Origin of the sequence: Pseudomonas sp. LFM046, from assembly GCF_000949385.2 — a bacterium.
GTDB lineage: Bacteria > Pseudomonadota > Gammaproteobacteria > Pseudomonadales > Pseudomonadaceae > Metapseudomonas.
On record NZ_JYKO02000001.1, the window covers coordinates 1,238,668 to 1,255,114 of the forward strand.

General features: G+C 65.6%; 14 protein-coding genes. 5 read left to right on the forward strand and 9 right to left on the reverse strand.

The window, feature by feature from the left end; translation table 11 throughout:
* The first annotated feature begins 158 nt into the window (after positions 1–158).
* The 4 genes from TQ98_RS05840 to dmpG are packed head-to-tail and all read left to right on the forward strand — an operon-like array spanning position 159 to position 3,747.
* Positions 159–986 carry an alpha/beta fold hydrolase gene (locus TQ98_RS05840; protein WP_044871726.1) on the forward strand — a complete coding sequence of 276 codons (828 nt, stop codon included), beginning with the start codon at positions 159–161 and terminating at the stop codon, positions 984–986.
* On the forward strand, positions 983–1,774 hold the full coding sequence (locus tag TQ98_RS05845) for a fumarylacetoacetate hydrolase family protein (protein ID WP_044871725.1): 792 nt from the start codon (positions 983–985) through the stop codon (positions 1,772–1,774). Before TQ98_RS05840 ends, TQ98_RS05845 begins: the two co-directional genes overlap by 4 nt.
* 16 nt (positions 1,775–1,790) lie before the next feature.
* Positions 1,791–2,699 carry an acetaldehyde dehydrogenase (acetylating) gene (locus TQ98_RS05850; RefSeq protein WP_044871724.1) on the forward strand — a complete coding sequence of 303 codons (909 nt, stop codon included), beginning with the start codon at positions 1,791–1,793 and terminating at the stop codon, positions 2,697–2,699.
* A 13-nt stretch (positions 2,700–2,712) separates the two neighbouring features.
* Complete coding sequence (gene dmpG / locus TQ98_RS05855; protein WP_103102888.1) at positions 2,713–3,747, forward strand: 4-hydroxy-2-oxovalerate aldolase; 1,035 nt, start codon at positions 2,713–2,715, stop codon at positions 3,745–3,747.
* Positions 3,748–4,131: 384 nt separating this feature from the next.
* Here the strand turns inward: dmpG and TQ98_RS05860 are convergent, their stop codons facing one another.
* From TQ98_RS05860 to TQ98_RS28240, 9 genes are all read right to left on the reverse strand, one after another.
* Positions 4,132–5,184, reverse strand: coding sequence for a chemotaxis response regulator protein-glutamate methylesterase (locus TQ98_RS05860; protein WP_044871680.1), 1,053 nt, complete (start codon positions 5,182–5,184; stop codon positions 4,132–4,134).
* Positions 5,185–5,188: 4 nt separating this feature from the next.
* Positions 5,189–5,800, reverse strand: coding sequence for a chemotaxis protein CheD (locus TQ98_RS05865; protein ID WP_044871679.1), 612 nt, complete (start codon positions 5,798–5,800; stop codon positions 5,189–5,191).
* Positions 5,797–6,642, reverse strand: a complete 846-nt coding sequence (locus tag TQ98_RS05870; RefSeq protein ID WP_044871678.1) for a CheR family methyltransferase — start codon at positions 6,640–6,642, stop codon at positions 5,797–5,799. Before TQ98_RS05870 ends, TQ98_RS05865 begins: the two co-directional genes overlap by 4 nt.
* A 52-nt stretch (positions 6,643–6,694) precedes the next feature.
* Positions 6,695–9,091, reverse strand: coding sequence for a methyl-accepting chemotaxis protein (locus TQ98_RS05875; RefSeq protein WP_082073167.1), 2,397 nt, complete (start codon positions 9,089–9,091; stop codon positions 6,695–6,697).
* An 18-nt stretch (positions 9,092–9,109) separates the two neighbouring features.
* Positions 9,110–9,595, reverse strand: coding sequence for a chemotaxis protein CheW (locus TQ98_RS05880; protein ID WP_044871677.1), 486 nt, complete (start codon positions 9,593–9,595; stop codon positions 9,110–9,112).
* Positions 9,582–11,420, reverse strand: coding sequence for a chemotaxis protein CheW (locus TQ98_RS05885; RefSeq protein ID WP_044871676.1), 1,839 nt, complete (start codon positions 11,418–11,420; stop codon positions 9,582–9,584). The genes TQ98_RS05880 and TQ98_RS05885 overlap by 14 nt, the downstream gene beginning before the upstream one ends.
* Positions 11,421–11,441: 21 nt before the next feature.
* Positions 11,442–11,807, reverse strand: a complete 366-nt coding sequence (locus tag TQ98_RS05890) for a response regulator (protein ID WP_044871675.1) — start codon at positions 11,805–11,807, stop codon at positions 11,442–11,444.
* Positions 11,808–12,057: 250 nt separating this feature from the next.
* The gene (locus TQ98_RS05895) at positions 12,058–13,212 is read right to left on the reverse strand and encodes a methyl-accepting chemotaxis protein (protein WP_044871674.1); all 1,155 of its coding nucleotides are present in this window, start codon (positions 13,210–13,212) and stop codon (positions 12,058–12,060) included.
* Positions 13,213–13,338: 126 nt separating this feature from the next.
* On the reverse strand, positions 13,339–13,488 hold the full coding sequence (locus TQ98_RS28240) for a PSPA7_2676 family Cys-rich small protein (protein ID WP_277949283.1): 150 nt from the start codon (positions 13,486–13,488) through the stop codon (positions 13,339–13,341).
* Between the two features lie 453 nt (positions 13,489–13,941).
* Between TQ98_RS28240 and TQ98_RS05900 the strand changes: the two genes are divergently transcribed.
* Positions 13,942–16,416 carry an EAL domain-containing protein gene (locus tag TQ98_RS05900; RefSeq protein ID WP_044871673.1) on the forward strand — a complete coding sequence of 825 codons (2,475 nt, stop codon included), beginning with the start codon at positions 13,942–13,944 and terminating at the stop codon, positions 16,414–16,416.
* Positions 16,417–16,447 lie beyond the last annotated feature (31 nt).

Below are 16,447 nucleotides of genomic sequence, written 5' to 3' on the forward strand. Positions count from 1 at the left end.
GCCGGGGGAGGCGCCTACGTCCGGGAGGACTATTCGCACGGTATCCGTGGGGTGAACTGAATCCTGCAGGACCGAAACGGCTGCTAGTCCTCTCGGACGATGTTGCCCACCCAGGCGCGCCGAATAATCCCGGCAAACAACAAGCCGAGGAGAGTCCCATGGGCGCGCTACCGCAAGGGCGATTCGTCACGCTGCCGGATGGCCTGCGACTGCACTACCTGGAGGCTGGCGAGGGCGAGCCGGTGGTGTTCATTCACGGCAGCGGCCCCGGGGCCAGCGGCCATAGCAACTTCAAGCAGAACTACCCGGTATTCGCCAATTTCGGCTACCGCGCCATCGTGCCGGACCTGCCGGGCTACGGCCGTTCCGACAAGCCGGAAACCCAATACACCCTGGAGTTCTTCGTCAACGCCCTGACCGGCCTGCTGGACGCCCTGGACATCCAGCGCTGCGTGCTGGTGGGTAACTCCCTGGGCGGTGCCATCGCCATCAAGATGGCCCTGGACCTGCCCCAGCGGGTCAGCCGTCTGATCCTGATGGCGCCGGGTGGCCTGATGGAGAAGGAGCAGTACTACCTGCAGATGGAAGGCATCCAGAAGATGGGTGCGGCCTTCGCCAATGGCGAGCTGAACGATGCCGCCGGCATGCGCCGCCTGCTGTCCCTGCAGCTCTACGATGCCTCGCTGATCAGCGATGAAACCGTCAACGAGCGGGTCGAGGTGGTGCAACAGCAGCCGCGCTGCGTGCTCAGCACCATGCAGGTGCCGAACATGGCCTCGCGCCTTGCCGAGCTGTCCTGCCCGATCCTCGGTTTCTGGGGCATGAACGACAAGTTCTGCCCGTCCTCCGGCGCCCAGACCATGCTGGAGGCGTGCAGCAATATCCGCTTCGTGATGCTAAGCGAATGCGGCCACTGGGTGATGGTGGAACACCGTGAGTTGTTCAACCGCACCTGCCTGGACTTCATCGCGGAGGGCCGGCCATGAGCGAAGCCCTGCACCGCCAGTACGGCGAGGAGCTCTATCAGGCGCTGCTCGCTGGCCAGACCCTGCAACCTCTGACCAACCGCTGGGCCGACATCACCATCGAAGACGCCTACCGCATTTCCCTGCACGCCATCGAGCGCCGGGTCGCCGCGGGCGACGCCATCGTCGGCAAGAAGATCGGCGTTACCTCCGAGGCCGTGCAGCGGATGCTCAACGTGCATCAGCCGGACTTCGGTTTCATCACCCGCGACATGTGGTTCGACCATGGCGCGGAGATTTCCCTGTCCGCCAACCGCCTGATCCAGCCGCGCGCCGAGGGCGAGATCGCCTTCAAGCTCAAGCGTGACCTGAAGGGGCCGGGCGTCACCGAGCAGGACGTGCTGGACGCCACCGAGTGCGTGATCCCGTGCTTCGAGATCGTCGACTCGCGCATCCAGGACTGGAAGATCCGCATCCAGGACACCGTGGCCGACAATGCCTCCTGCGGGGTCTTCGTCCTCGGCCGCGAGCAGGTGGACCCGCGTGACCTCGACCTGCCCAACCTGCGCATGAAGGTGTTCAAGAACGGCGCGCAGATCAGCGAGGGCCTGGGCTCGGCCGTGCAGGGCAACCCGCTCACGGCGGTGGCCTGGCTGGCCAACACCCTGGGCGAGCTGGGCATCCCCTTCAAGGCCGGCGAGATCATCCTCTCCGGCTCGCTAGTGCCGCTTGAACCGGCCCGCGCCGGCGATCACTTCGAACTGACCATCGACGGCCTGGGCAGTGCCCAGGTGTCCTTCTGTGCCTGACTCCGGGGGAGTGGAGATGAGCAAGAAACTCAAGGCGGCCATCATCGGGCCGGGCAATATCGGAACCGACCTGCTGATCAAGATGCGCCGTTCGGAATGGATCGAACCGGTGTGGATGGTGGGGGTCGACCCGACTTCCGAAGGCCTCAAGCGCGCCGCCGAATTCGGCCTGAAGACCACCGCCGAAGGCGTGGACGGTCTGCTGCCGCACGTGCTGGACGACGACATCCGCATCGCCTTCGATGCCACTTCGGCTTATGTGCATGCGGAGAACAGCCGCAAGCTCAACGAGCTGGGCGTGATCATGATCGACCTCACCCCGGCGGCCATCGGCCCGTACTGCGTACCGCCGGTGAACCTCAAGGAACACGCGGCCAAGTTGGCGATGAACGTCAACATGGTCACCTGCGGCGGCCAGGCCACCATTCCCATGGTGGCGGCGGTGTCCCGCGTGCAGCCGGTGGAATACGGCGAAATCGTCGCCACCGTGTCCTCCCGTTCGGTAGGTCCGGGTACTCGCCAGAACATCGATGAATTCACCCGCACCACCGCTGGCGCCGTGGAGAAGATCGGCGGGGCGAAGCGCGGCAAGGCGATCATCGTCATCAACCCGGCCGAGCCGCCGCTGATGATGCGCGACACCATCCACTGCCTCACCGAAGGCGAGCCGGACCAGGCGGAAATCCGTGCCTCGGTGCTGCACATGGTCAAGGAAGTGCAGCGTTACGTGCCGGGCTACAAGCTGATCAACGGCCCGGTGTTCGACGGCCGCAAGGTGTCGATCTTCATCGAGGTGGAAGGCCTGGGCGACTTCCTGCCCAAGTCCGCCGGCAACCTGGACATCATGACCGCCGCCGGCCTGCGCACCGCCGAGATGTTCGCCGAAGAAGCCCACAAAGGCAGCCTCGTGCTTCCCGTCCGCTGATTGGAGAAACCCCATGAACCTTCAAGGTAAGAGCGTGCGCCTGCACGACATGAGTCTGCGCGACGGCATGCATGCCAAGCGCCACCAGATCAGCCTGGACGAGATGGTCGCCGTGGCCACCGGCCTGGACGCCGCCGGCGTGCCGCTGATCGAGATCACCCACGGCGACGGCCTGGGTGGCAGCTCGCTGAACTACGGCTTCCCGGCCCACTCGGACGAGGAATACTTCGACGCGGTGATCCCCAAGCTCAAGCAGGCCAAGGTTTCCGCCCTGCTGCTGCCGGGCATCGGCACCGTCGACCACCTGAAGATGGCCCACGACTGTGGCGTCTCCACCATCCGCGTCGCCACCCATTGCACCGAGGCCGACGTTTCCGGCCAGCACATCGGCATGGCGGCGAAGATGGGCCTGGACACGGTCGGCTTCCTGATGATGGCGCACATGGTCAGCGCGGAAAAACTGCTGGAGCAGGCGAAGCTGATGGAGAGCTACGGCGCCAACTGCATCTACTGCACCGACTCGGCCGGCTACATGCTGCCGGACGAAGTGACCGAGAAGATCGGCGTGCTGCGTGCCGGGCTGAATGCCAACACCGAAGTCGGCTTCCACGGCCACCACAACATGGGCATGGCGATTGCCAACTCCCTGGCTGCCATCGAAGCCGGTGCCGCGCGCATCGACGGTTCGGTCGCAGGCCTGGGCGCCGGTGCCGGCAACACGCCGCTGGAAGTGTTCGTCGCGGTGCTGGAGCGCATGGGCGTGAAGACCGGCATCGACCTGTACAAGATCATGGACGTCGCCGAGGACCTGGTGGTGCCGATGATGGACCAGCCGATCCGCGTCGACCGCGATGCCCTGACCCTGGGCTACGCCGGTGTGTACAGCTCCTTCCTGCTGTTCGCCAAGCGCGCCGAGCAGAAGTACGGCATCCAGGCCCGCGAGCTGCTGGTGGAACTGGGCCGCCGTGGCACCGTGGGTGGGCAGGAGGACATGATCGAAGACCTGGCACTGACCATGTCGCGCCAGCGTGGGGTCATGCCGACTTGAGGGTTCAGGCATCGAGCGGGGTTGGGCTTCCCTCACCCCCGGCCCCTCTCCCAAAGGTAGAGGGGTGACTCGCGCCGGCTGGCTCGAAACCAGCCGGATGCACCGATCAGTGCGTAGGGTGGATCACGCTTTACCGATCCACCATCGGCGCCGGGGTTGGCCTCGTTGGTGGATGTGAAGAGCGACATCCACCCTACGACAGACGGCGCGGGTCGTCCCGGACGCTCCCGTAGGATGTGGTGGAGCGAAGCGATACCCATCAGCGATGGTTCGATGGGTATCGCAAGCTCGCGGAACGCCGCTCGACCCATCCTATGGACTGAACAGGGCAGACCTGCGGCCTGCTCGGCGAATGAATTCGCCCCTACAGAAAGCTCGACACCGCTACACCCGATTCCCACTCCCCCTTCTTCTGGCCTGCGCCAGCAGTGCCGGGCCTATTTCTTCCAGCGGCAGCACTTCTTCCGCCGCGCCAATCTCCGCCGCCTCCCGAGGCATTCCGTAGACCACGCAGCTGGCTTCGTCCTGGGCCACCGTGTAGCCACCGGCTTCGCGGATTTCCAGCAGGCCGCGGGCGCCGTCCTTGCCCATGCCGGTGAGCAGGGCGGCGATCAGGTTGCGCCCGGCGCAGCGGGCGGCGCTGTTGAACATCACATCCACCGCCGGGCGATGGCCGTTGACCGGTGGGGCTTCCGATAGCCGTGCCACGTAGTTGGCGCCCGACCGGGCCACTTCCATGTGCAGGCCGCCGGGGGCGAGGAGGGCGGTGCCGGGGAGGATGCGGTCGCCGTCGCGGGCCTCGCTGACGCTGAGGCGGCAGAGCTTGTCCAGCCGCGCGGCGAAGGAGCGGGTGAAGCCCGCCGGCATGTGCTGCGTGATGACCACGCCGGGGCTGTCCGCCGGCAGGCCCAGCAGCACTTCCTTGATGGCCTCGGTGCCGCCGGTGGAGGCGCCGATGGCGATGAGCTTTTCGGTGCCGACGATGGGCAGGCCGCGTTCGGCAGGGCGCTCGGTGCTGGCGCCGTTGCGCCGGATCATCCGCGCGCGGGCGGCTAACTTGAGCTTGGCACGGATTTCCTCGGCGTAGGCCTGCATGCCTTCGGCGATGCCCAGCTTGGGCTTGGCGACGAAGTCGATGGCGCCCAGTTCCAGGGCGCGGAGGGTCGCTTCGGAGCCGCGCTCGGTGAGGGAGGAAATCATCAGCACGGGCGTCGGCCGGCCCTTCATCAGCTTGTCGAGGAAGGTCAGGCCGTCCATGCGCGGCATTTCCACGTCCAGCGTGATGACGTCAGGTGAGAGCTGCTTGATCAGGTCGCGTGCGACATAGGCATCGGGCGCCACACCCACCAGCTGCAGTTCGGCGTCGGACCGGACGATCTCGCTGAGCAGGCTGCGGATCAGCGCCGAGTCGTCCACCACCAGTACCTTGATGGGCACGTGTTCACTCCTTGAACAGGTCGTAGGGGCCCAGTGCCTCGCCGCGCTTGAGGTAGAGGACGTATTCCAGTTCGCGCTGGAGGATGGTGTCGTTGTGCAGGCTCTTGAGCTTCTTCACCAGCACCTTGCCGGTGTTGGGGAAGATGTAGACCTTGCGCGCGTGGGGGCCCATCACGTCTTCGTTCACCAGGGGGATGCCTTCGGTGTCCAGGTAGCTGTGGACGAATTCCACGGTGCGCAAGGTGGTGTCCACACGCAGCAGTTCGTGGGGCAGGTTGCCGGCGCCGAACACCTTGGCTTCCAGGTGATGGCGGCGGGCGCCCTGGCGGAGCATCTCATCGCAGAGCTGCTCCATGATGCGCACGCCGTGGTGGGTGGAGGCGCTGGCCAGGCCGCTGCCCGGGCCGGGCTCGGGCAGCAGGAACTGGTTCATGCCACCGATGCCGTAGTGGGGGTCGAAGAGGCAGACGGATATGCAACTGCCGAGCACCGACACCAGCACCTGGTCTTCCGTGGTGGCGTAGAACTCGCCGGGCAGCACCTTGACCGCCGGCAACTGCAGGTCGGGATCGAAGTAGCGGTTGGCGGCGATGGCGCCTGTGGTTTCCCCTTTCATGGTGTGGCTCCTTGCACCGGTTGGTACACGGTACGGCTGACCAGCTTCACCAGGTGGTTCGCCTGGACGAAGCTCTCCGAGTGACCGGCGAAAAACAGACCGTCCGGTCGCAGCAGGCGGACCATGCGTTCCAGCAGGCGCACCTGGGTGGGCTTGTCGAAGTAGATCATCACGTTGCGGCAGAAGATAGCGTCGAGCCCGCCGGCCATGCGCCAGTCCGCGTCCAGCAGGTTGATGCGGCGGAACTCCACCATCTGCCGCAGCTCCGGCACGACCCGCGCCAGTCCGGCGTTGCTGCCGGTGCCGCGCTGGAAGTAGCGCCTCTTCAGGGCCGGTTCGAGCTGGGCGATGCGCTCCAGCGGGTAGACGCCGTTGCCGGCGGTTGCCAGCACGCCGGTGTCGATGTCGGAGGCGATGATCTGCACCTGGCGGGCCTGCTCGCCCAGGGCCTGGTGCAGGGCGATCGCCATGGAATAGGGCTCTTCGCCGGTACTGGACGCGGCCGACCAGAAGCGCAGTGGCCGGCCCCTGCGTTGAGACTCGCGGGCCAGGCTGACGAGCTGGTCGAAGTGGTGACGTTCGCGGAAGAAGGCGGTGATGTTGGTGGTCAGGGCGTTGATGAAGGGCTGCCATTCCTCGGGGTGCTGGTCGAGGAAGGCCAGGTAGCTGGCGAAGGAGGGCAGGTTGAGCTGGCGCAGGCGTCGCGCCAGGCGGCTGTAGACCATCTGCCGCTTGCTGGTGGCCAGGCTGATGCCGGCGCGCCGGTAGAGCCGGGTGCGCACCTGCTCGAAGTCCTCTTCGCTGTAGCCGAACTCGTGCTCGCCCAGAACCAGCGCGTTCATCGCGTTACCTCAAAGGCCCCGGCGCGTGAGCGCCGGGGCGGTGGGCACAGGGCTAGAACTCTTCCCATTCCTCTTCCTTGCTCCGCGCGGCGCGCCCGGCGGCCCGTTGCGGACGCGCCGCCTGGGGCTGCCGTGCGGTGGTGCGGGCGGCGGGTTGGCCGGCGTGCGCCGGGTCCAGCTTGAACACCGCCACCGACTGCGCCATCAGCCCGGCCTGTTCCTGCAGGGCTTCGGCGGCCGAGGCGGCTTCTTCAACCAGGGCGGCGTTCTGCTGGGTCATCTCGTCCATCTGGTTGACCGCGCCGTTGACTTCCTCGATGCCACGGCTCTGCTCGGTGGAGGCTGCGGCGATCTCCGCCATGATGTCGGTGACCCGCTTGATGGCGACCACGATGTCGCTCATGGTCTGGCCGGCCTGGGCCACCAGGGTGTTGCCGTTTTCCACCTTGCTCACCGAGTCGGAGATCAGCGTCTTGATCTCCTTGGCGGCGGCCGCCGAGCGCTGGGCCAGGGTGCGGACCTCGGCGGCCACCACGGCGAAGCCACGGCCCTGTTCGCCGGCGCGGGCCGCTTCCACGGCCGCGTTGAGGGCGAGGATGTTGGTCTGGAAGGCGATGCCGTCGATGACGCCGATGATGTCGGAGATCTTGCGGGCCGACTCGTTGATGGCGGTCATGGTGCTGACCACCTTCTGCACCACGTTGCCGCCCTCGGTGGCCACTTCCGAGGCGTTCACCGCCAGGGAGTTGGCCTGGCGCGCGTTCTCGGCGTTCAGTTTCACCGTGCTGGTCAGCTCTTCCATGCTGGAGGCGGTTTCTTCCAGGCTGGAGGCCTGCTGTTCGGTGCGGGTGGACAGCTCGGCGTTGCCGCTGGCGATCTCGCTGGCGGCGGTGTTGATGGTGTCGGCGGCCTCGCGGATCTGCCCGAGCATGCGCGACAGGCTCTGGGCGGTTTCGTTGGAGTAGTCCTTCAGCTCGCCGAAGGTGCCCTGGTAGTCGGCACTGATGCTCTGCGACAGGTCGCCCTGGGCCAGTGCCCCGAGCATCCGCGAGACATCCTTGAGGCCCTTGTCGGCGGTGTCCACCAGGGTGTTGAGGCCGGTGGCCAGGTTGAGGATGAAGCCGGACTTGCCCTGCTCGTCGATGCGCTTGGAGAAGTCGCCGGCGGCAGCGGCGCCCACCAGCCCGGCCACTTCGCGTTCCACCTGGACTTCCACGGTGCGGTCGGCCCATTCCACCACCGAGCCGAGGCGTTCGCCGGTTTCACTGATCACCGGGTTGGCGACCAGGCCGAAGTGGCGTCCGCCGACTTCGATCTGGGTGCGGAAGGTGCTGGTGAAGGTGGCGAGCAGGCGCTTCTGGTGTTCCGGGTTCTTGTGGAACTGGTCGATCGAACCGCCCAGCAGCTTGCTCACCGAGAAGCTCGGCAGGGCCTTGCGCAGGTCCGCCTCGGCGTTCTGCAGCATGGTGGTGACGGTCTTGTTCATGTAGATGATGTTGCGTTCGCCGTCGGCGATCATCACGTTGGTGCTGCAGTTGTCCAGGGCGCTCTTGATGCGGGCGTTCTCCCCGGCGACCAGCAACTCGCGCTCGCGGGCGGCCAACTGTTCGGTGATGTCCTGCCACTCGACCACCGCGCCGAGGCGTTCGCCGGTGGCGGTCATGACCGGGTTGGCGACCACGGTGAGGGTGCGGCCGCCCAGCTTGATCTTGGCTTCGTAGGTGCTGGTCAGACGTTCCAGCATGCCGCGCTGGTGGGCCGGATTCTTGTGGAAGCGGTCGATGCTGCCGCCGAGGATGTCGCTGGAGCGGAAGTGCGGCAGCTCCTTGCGGATGTCGGTTTCAGCGGCGCGGAACATCTCGCCCACCGCCTGGTTCATGTAGACGATGTTGAAGTCGCGGTCGGCGATCATCACGTTGGCGGTGACGTTGTCCAGGGCGCTCTTGATGCGGATGTTTTCACCGGCGGCCTGGGCGGCGGCCTTGAGCTGGTCGCGCACGCGGTCGATGGCCTCGGTGATCTGCGCCTTTTTGCCCGGCAGGCGGTCCATGTCGCGGCTGAAATCGCCATTGCCATAGGCGGTGACCACGCGCACCACCTGCATCTTCACTGCGATATGGGCGGCCACCAGTTCATTGATGCCCTTGGCGAGGTGCGCCTGGACACCGTTGAAGCGCTCCACCGGGATGACTTCGTCGATCCAGCCGTCGCTGTGCTGGCGGGTCATTTCCGACAGCGCCTTGTCCAGTGCCTCGGTCTGCACGCTTTCCGCTTCCTGCTGGCGCAGGCCCTTCTGCAGGCGGGCGAGGGCGTCGTAGACCGGCGCCCAGACGAGGTCGTTGGCGGCGTTGATCGGTTGGTCCAGGTTACCGTCGGCCAGGCCCTGGATCAGGCTGGCCAGGTGCTGCGCGCGAAGCTGTGCTTGTGCTTTTCCGTTGAACAGACCCATGGATTGTCCCCTTGCGTGTCAGGCTGCGGCTTCTTCGACCAGGGCCATTTCGCGGCTGGTCATCAGCTTCTCGATGTCCACCAGGATCAACATCCGCTCGGCCACGGTGGCAAGGCCCAGCAGGTACTCGGTATCGAAGCTGGCGCCGAATTCCGGCGGCGGCTTGATCTCTTCGCCCGGCAGGGCGATCACGTCGGACACCGAGTCCACCACCACGCCGACGATGCGCCGGCCGATGTTGAGGATGATGACCACGGTGAACGGGTCGTAGGTGACGTCGGCGAGGTTGAATTTGATGCGCAGGTCGACGATGGGAACGATGGCGCCGCGCAGGTTGATCACGCCCTTGATGAAGGCCGGGCTGTTGGCGATGGCGGTCACCTGGTCATAGCCGCGAATTTCCTGCACCCGGAGTATGTCGATGGCGTACTCCTCGCGACCGAGGGTGAAGGTCAGGTACTCCTGGGCCGATTGGCCCGCCTGCTCCGCACTAGGGGAGTTCATGCAGCGCTGCTCCTTGTTGTTGTGCCAGGCCCGGCAGGGCGTCTACGTCGAGGATCAGGGCGACGCTGCCGTCGCCCATGATGGTGGCGCCGGCGATGCCATCGATCCGGCGGAAGTTCTGTTCCAGGCTCTTGATCACCACCTGCTGCTGGCCTACCAGGTCGTCCACCTGCAGGGCGAAGGGGCGCCCGTCGGCTTCGAGGATGACCACGATGGACTGCTCGGCCGGCAACGGCGGGGCGGACTCGCCCAGCAGGTCGTGCAGCGAGAGCAGTGGCAGGTACTCGCCGCGCACGCGGATCACCGCGCCTTCTTCCCCGGCCAGGCCGCGGATGTCGGCGGCCTTGGGCTGCAGGGATTCGACGATGTAGGTGAGCGGGATGACGTAGTGGGTCTGCGCCACGGCGACGATCAGGCCGTCGAGGATGGCGAGGGTCAGGGGCAGGCGGATGCTGATGCGGGTGCCCAGGCCCGCTACGGAGTCGATGTCGATGCGCCCGCCCATGCCCTGGATGTTGCGCTTGACCACGTCCATGCCGACGCCGCGCCCGGAGAGGTCGGTGACCACTTCGGCGGTGGAGAAGCCGGGCATGAAGATCAACTGCCAGACCTCGGCGTCGCTCATGCCGTCGTGCACCGGCAGGTTCTTCTCCCGGGCCTTGGCGAGGATGCGTCCACGGTCCAGGCCACGGCCGTCGTCGCTGATCTCCACTACGATGCTGCCGCCCTGGTGAAAGGCCCCCAGGCGTACGGTGCCGCTGGCCGGCTTGCCGGCGGCCAGGCGTACCTCGGGCGATTCGATGCCGTGGTCGATGCTGTTGCGGACGATGTGGGTGAGCGGGTCGCTGAGGCGTTCGATCACGCCCTTGTCCAGCTCGGTGTGTTCGCCCTGCAGCACCAGTTCCACCTGCTTGCCGAGGCGCGAGGAGGTGTCCCGCACCAGGCGCGGGAAGCGGCTGAAGATGAAGCTGATGGGCAACATGCGGATCGACATCACCGATTCCTGCAGGTCGCGGGTGTTGTGCTCCAGCTGCGCCAGGGCCTGGTGGATGCGTTCGTGGACGCTCGGGTCCAGCGCGCCGCCCAGTTGGCCGAGCATGGCCTGGGTGATCACCAGCTCGCCGACCAGGTTGATCAGGCTGTCGATCTTCTCGACGCTGACGCGGATGGAGCTGGATTCGCCTTCGCCGCTGGCGGGCTTGCTGGCGGCGGAGGGCGTGGCGGCCTTTGCCGGTTCGCGCGGGGCCGGGAGGGCGGCAGGGGGCGCGTTCTGGACGGTGGGCGTATCGGTGAACAGGCCATAGGCCTCGGGCTCGGCCTGGGCCGGCGCGCCGGGGGCGTCGTCGAAGAATCCGAAGTCGTCATCGGCTGCTGCTGTGGGCAGGCCCGGTGCGTCATCGAAGAAGCCAAAGCCCGCCTCCTCGATGGCGGGCGGTGCATCCACCAGCAGTTCCCGCAGGCGGGCGACGGTTTCTTCCACCGGCACGTCGGGATCGGGGCGCTGGTGGCGGTGGGCGTCCAGCAGGCGCATCAGCACGTCGCGGGCCTGGAGGAACAGGTCGACCATCTCCGCCCGCAAGGCCATCTGGCCGCTGCGGATGCGGTCGAGCAGGGTTTCCAGCTCGTGGGTCACGGCGGTCAGGTCGTCGAAGCCGAACATGCCGGCCGAACCCTTGATGGAGTGCGCGGCGCGGAAGATGCCGTTGAGTTCTTCCGCGTCAGGCGCCTGCAGGTCGAGGCCGAGCAGCAACAGTTCGAGGCTGGCCAGATGCTCTTCGGTTTCCTCGTAGAACACCTGGAGGAACTGGTTCATCCCTAAGCTCATGGGAAGCGCCTTGTGCTGGGGTCAGGGGAGGACCTTGCGGGTAACTTCCAGCAGCTTTGGCGGATCGAAGGGCTTGACCAGCCAGCCAGTGGCGCCGGCGGATTTGCCTTGCTGCTTCATGGCGTCGCTGGACTCGGTGGTCAGCATCAGGATGGGCGTGGCCCGGTAGCCCGGCAGGCCGCGCAGGCTGCGGATCAGGCTGAGGCCGTCCATGTTCGGCATGTTCTGGTCGGTGAAGACCAGGTTGTAGGCCTTGCTCTGGGCCTTGCCGAGGCCGTCCTTGCCATCTACCGCCTCGTCCACCAGGTAGCCGGCGGACTTGAGGGTGAAGCTCAGCATCTGTCGGATCGATGCCGAGTCGTCGACTATGAGGATCTGCTTGCTCATCAGGTGCGGCTCTCCATTGCGCTTTATAGGGGTGAAGCACTGCAGGCTGGTGCCGACCCGGGGAGCCCGACGAACCTCTGAGCTGTCGGCTGCTCTGTCGGTCTGCGTCCGGCGCCAACCTCTGGAACTGCGTACCAAGATAGCCACTGGCCATGACTCTTTTTAGTCGGAAGCCCACCTTGCGTCCAGATTCTGGCGTCAGCCATTCGTCGCGCGGCTGGCTGACTCCCGAAAGACGACGACGAACGGTTCAGAAAAGCTCCACTTCTCCCGCGTTGACGCTGCTCTGGGCGACGGGGTTGGCAACGGGTTTGCGCAGTTCCGTGGTCTCGTCGCCCAGGCGCTCCGCCCAGTGCTCCGGCTCCAGGCCGCGCAGGCCGCCGAGGCCCCTGGCGAATCCGCCGAGCTTGGTGAAGTGCTTGCGCATCTGGCCGAGCAACTGGCTGCTCATGTCCTGGAATTGCAGGGCGGTAATGGCCTGGTCGACGCCGTTGCCCACCTCCAGGGAGAGGCGGTCCAGCTCCTGGATCACCTTCAGGGTGTGGTGGTTCATGCCTTCGAGGTCTTCCAGCATGTGGTGCAGTTGCTGCCGGGATTCCATGGCGAAACCCATGTCCTTGTCCGCCAGTTGGGCGATGGCCGCCTCGGCGTCCTGGATCTCCCGGTAGACGACATCCACGTGCCCGCGAATCTGCTCGGAAAAACCGGTGGAGCGGGTGGACAGGGCACGCACCTCGTCCGCCACCACGGCGAAGCCCCGGCCGCTCTCGCCGGCGCGGGCAGCCTCGATGGCGGCGTTCAGGGCCAGCAGGTTGGTTTGCTTGGCGATGGCGTCCATATCGTGGGTGGATTTCAGGATATCGGCGATTTTCTGCGTCACCCGATCCATGCGTTTCACCAGCTCCTGGGAGGTCTGGCTGGTTTCCAGGGCGGCTTCGACGAACAGGCCCAGGGTGTCGCGGGTGGTGGCGATGAATTCCTGGAAGTTCATGCCGTCGTCGGCGCGCTGCTGGTCGCCGTAGCGTTCGATCAGGGAGTGGGAATGGGCGCGCTGCTGGTCGATGCGTGCGGCGAGCCCGTGGAAGCTGTCACCCAGGCGACGAATGGCGTCCTGCAAGAGGCCGTCGATCTGTCCGGCATGGGCCTGGAGGGTGCCGAGCTGTTCGTCCAGGGCATCCTGGGCGCGCTGCCAGTCCGGCGTCGCCGCGACCGTCTGCATGCTGGCCTCTGTCGCCGCGGCGCGTGTGTCCCGCAGCAGCCAGGTCAGCAGCAGGCTGGCCAGCCATCCCCCGGCGAGGGCCAGCCAGAGCGGCAGGCCAACGGCAATCATGCCGGCGCAGGCCAGCCAGATCAGGGAGTGCAGGGCCAGGGCCTTGACGGTATTGGCGGACAGCGGCTGCGACATGGGGCACTCCCTTGCCAGGTGATTGGGCCGAACAACGGTGCTTTCAAAGGCCATCGGCGACGCAGCTTAAAGCTAGAGGGCTGTCGTCTAATGTCAAATCGCTATCCGTCGGATTTCTGCTGCCGATCATCCTGTCGCGTCAGCCTCCTCCGGTGGACTCAGGTAGCGATGGGCGCCGCAGCGCAGGCAACGCTGGCAAATCATGGGCACGGCGCCCACTTCGGTACGGAAACCCTCGGTCCAGTGGCAACCGAGCAGAAAGCAACGAATTCGCATGGCTCCTCCCCGGGGGTGGTCCCCCTGGTTCGATCCGGCAGCAGTGAATGGAACGGCACTCGCCTTGTTGTTCTTGGAGGCATGGGCGGGGAAGAGGATCGGCCTGCTGCTCTAGAGCCGACAACCTAAAAGGGCGGTGGGGCGGCCGCTGGTCGGGCGTAGCCTTCCGGTGGGCGGATAGCCCTTGGATGACGGGCCCCGGCGGAGTGATGTCAGAGCCTGAACGCTGCCACGCTCCAGCCAGCCCGGAGGCTCCTGTTTCGCGTCCTGGCGTCCGGAAACCAGTGGCAATTTAGTGGCTATGCTTGGGTTGCGGTGCAAGACCTACGAACAGGTTGGCCGTTGCCAGGTGTGGCTCGTTTTAGGAAGTGGGTGCTGGCGAAACAGGTGGATGGGTTTCGAGTTCCGCTTTTTATCAATCCCATTGAACGAGGCATGTCTGGAGATTGCGAAATGGATTTCTTCAGAAGCGGAAGCGCCGTTCAACCAGCCAGACCCGACCTTTCAGGAAAGAGGCGCCCGACCAAGTGGCACCGCATGTATTTCTTTCTCGCGGGTTTCGATGTGCTGGTGGTCATCCTGAGCGTGTTGCTCAACCACATGATCGTCGACACGTACCACCGCTCCATCAAGGCCAACCAGTCCTGGGTCCAGCAACTGTCCAGCTATTCGATGCTGGGTAGCCTGGCCTCTGCCGTCAACGCACCCGGCAACAATGTGTTCGATACCCATGACGTCGAAGCCGAATCGCGGAACATGCGCGAGGCTTTGCGTGCCTTCGACGAGCACCTGTCTACCGCAAAGCAGCAGCTGCAGGTCCGCATTTTCAACCAGACGGAACACAGCGCGGACATACAGGCCTACACCCTGGCGCTTCGGGAGGACGTGCACGAAGTCGACATCGCGATGGGCGAGATGGTGAATGAGGCTTTGCTGATCTTTTCCTACTTCCGGGAAGGCCAGTCGGACAACGCCGGCAAGCGCATGGCCACCATGGACCGGAAGTACGCCGAGTTGCTGGCCTCGCTTGCGACCGTGCGCGAGCGTGTCGGCCTGATCCAGAGCAAGCTGCTGGAGGAGGAGCTGGAGTCGGTGGAGGTGCTGCGCCGGATCGAGTACTCGACCATGGTGTTCGTGCTGATGATGGTGACCGCGGCGACGCTCTACGGGGGCAAGATCAGGCGTGAAATGGAGGCGCAGGCAGCCGAAAAGGAGGGCTATCTGGCGGTGCTGCACGAAAGCGAGCGGCAGTTCCGTCAGCAGGCCTCACTGCTGGACAAGGCTCAGGACGCCATCGTCGTCCACGGTATGGATTACCGCATCCTGTACTGGAACAAGAGCGCCGAGCGCCTCTACGGGCTGTCGAAGGAAGAGGCCCTCGGCAAGTCGGCCCAGGAGCTGATCTACCAGGGGCACAACGCGTTCAACGAGGCCGCCGACAGCCTGATCGCGACGGGTGATTGGGCGGGCGAGGTCACGCTGCGGCGGCGTGACGGCATCAGCATCACCCTGGAAAGCCACCGGACCCTGGTGCGGGACGATGACGGCCGGCCGCAGTCCGTCCTGTCCATCAACACCGACATCACCCATCGCAAGTCCGCCGAGCAGGAGGTCAAGCGCCTGGCCTTCTATGACCAGCTGACCGGGCTGGCCAACCGGCGGCTCATGCTCGACCGGTTGCAGCATGTGCTGGCGGCCAGCGCCCGCAGCCTGAATACCAGCGCGGTCATCCTCATCGACCTGGATAACTTCAAGGCACTGAATGACACCCTGGGCCACGACCGGGGGGACATGCTGCTGCAACAGGTGGCCCTGCGTCTTACGAATTGCATCCGCGAAAGCGACACGGTCGCCCGGCTGGGTGGCGACGAGTTCGTGGTGCTGCTGGAAAACCTCAGTGACAGCCCGCCGGAGGCCGCCATCCAGGTCAAGACCATCGGCGAGAAGATCATCAGTTCGCTGAACATTTCCTACCAGCTGGACGGCTACGAGTACCACAGCAGCCCCAGCCTCGGTATCGCCCTGTTCCAGGGGCAGCTGAACACGGTGGACGACATCATGAAACGCGCCGACCTGGCGATGTACCGGGCCAAGGCGGCAGGACGCAATACCATGCGTTTCTTCGACCCGGAGATGCAGGCGGTCGCTACGGCGCGGGCCAGGCTCGAGGCGGACCTGCGCCAGGGGTGGCAAAGCAAGGAGCTCGTCCTGCACTTCCAGCCCCAGGTGAACAGTGAAGGCCAGGTCATCGGGGCCGAGGCCCTGATGCGATGGGAGCACCCGGAACGCGGCTTCGTGCAGCCGTCCGAGTTCGTCGCCCTGGCGGAGGAAACCGGTCTGATCCTGCCTCTGGGCCGCTGGGCGCTGCAATCCGCCTGCGCGCAATTGGTGGTCTGGGCACGGCACCCGGAAACCGCCCGACTGGGCATGGCGGTGAATGTGAGCGCCCGGCAGTTCCACCATCCGGACTTCGTCCAGGAAGTGCTGGACGTCCTGAAGCACACCGGGGCCGATCCACGGAAGTTGAAACTGGAGCTCACCGAAGGGCTGCTGATCGAGGATATGGAGAACACCATCGCCAAGATGGTCGAGTTGAAGGAGATCGGCATCGGCCTTTCCCTGGACGATTTCGGCACCGGCTACTCGTCGCTGTCCTACCTGAAGAGCCTGCCGCTGGATCAACTGAAGATCGACCAGTCGTTCATCCGCGATGTGCTGGTCGATCCCAACGACGCGGCCATCGCCTGCGCCATCGTGAGCCTGAGCAAGATCCTCGGGCTCTCGGTGATCGCGGAAGGGGTGGAAACCGACGCCCAGCGCGCGTTCCTGCTCAACCACGGCTGCAAGACCTACCAGGGCTTCCTGTACGCGCCGCCGCTGCCGGCCGAGACGTTCAGTGAGTTCGTGCATGAACGGTTGATGGCCTAGCACCGGTTCCGCTGGGCCGGCCGTTGGTGCG

Coding starts and splice junctions, on each gene's coding strand:
- TQ98_RS05840 (WP_044871726.1), top strand. CDS start 159: ATGGGCGCGCTACCGCAAGGGCGATTCGTCACGCTGCCGGATGGCCTG.
- TQ98_RS05845 (WP_044871725.1), top strand. CDS start 983: ATGAGCGAAGCCCTGCACCGCCAGTACGGCGAGGAGCTCTATCAGGCG.
- TQ98_RS05850 (WP_044871724.1), top strand. CDS start 1,791: ATGAGCAAGAAACTCAAGGCGGCCATCATCGGGCCGGGCAATATCGGA.
- dmpG (WP_103102888.1), top strand. CDS start 2,713: ATGAACCTTCAAGGTAAGAGCGTGCGCCTGCACGACATGAGTCTGCGC.
- TQ98_RS05865 (WP_044871679.1), bottom strand. CDS start 5,800: ATGAAAGGGGAAACCACAGGCGCCATCGCCGCCAACCGCTACTTCGAT.
- TQ98_RS05870 (WP_044871678.1), bottom strand. CDS start 6,642: ATGAACGCGCTGGTTCTGGGCGAGCACGAGTTCGGCTACAGCGAAGAG.
- TQ98_RS05875 (WP_082073167.1), bottom strand. CDS start 9,091: ATGGGTCTGTTCAACGGAAAAGCACAAGCACAGCTTCGCGCGCAGCAC.
- TQ98_RS05880 (WP_044871677.1), bottom strand. CDS start 9,595: ATGAACTCCCCTAGTGCGGAGCAGGCGGGCCAATCGGCCCAGGAGTAC.
- TQ98_RS05885 (WP_044871676.1), bottom strand. CDS start 11,420: ATGAGCTTAGGGATGAACCAGTTCCTCCAGGTGTTCTACGAGGAAACC.
- TQ98_RS05890 (WP_044871675.1), bottom strand. CDS start 11,807: ATGAGCAAGCAGATCCTCATAGTCGACGACTCGGCATCGATCCGACAG.
- TQ98_RS05895 (WP_044871674.1), bottom strand. CDS start 13,212: ATGTCGCAGCCGCTGTCCGCCAATACCGTCAAGGCCCTGGCCCTGCAC.
- TQ98_RS28240 (WP_277949283.1), bottom strand. CDS start 13,488: ATGCGAATTCGTTGCTTTCTGCTCGGTTGCCACTGGACCGAGGGTTTC.
- TQ98_RS05900 (WP_044871673.1), top strand. CDS start 13,942: ATGGATTTCTTCAGAAGCGGAAGCGCCGTTCAACCAGCCAGACCCGAC.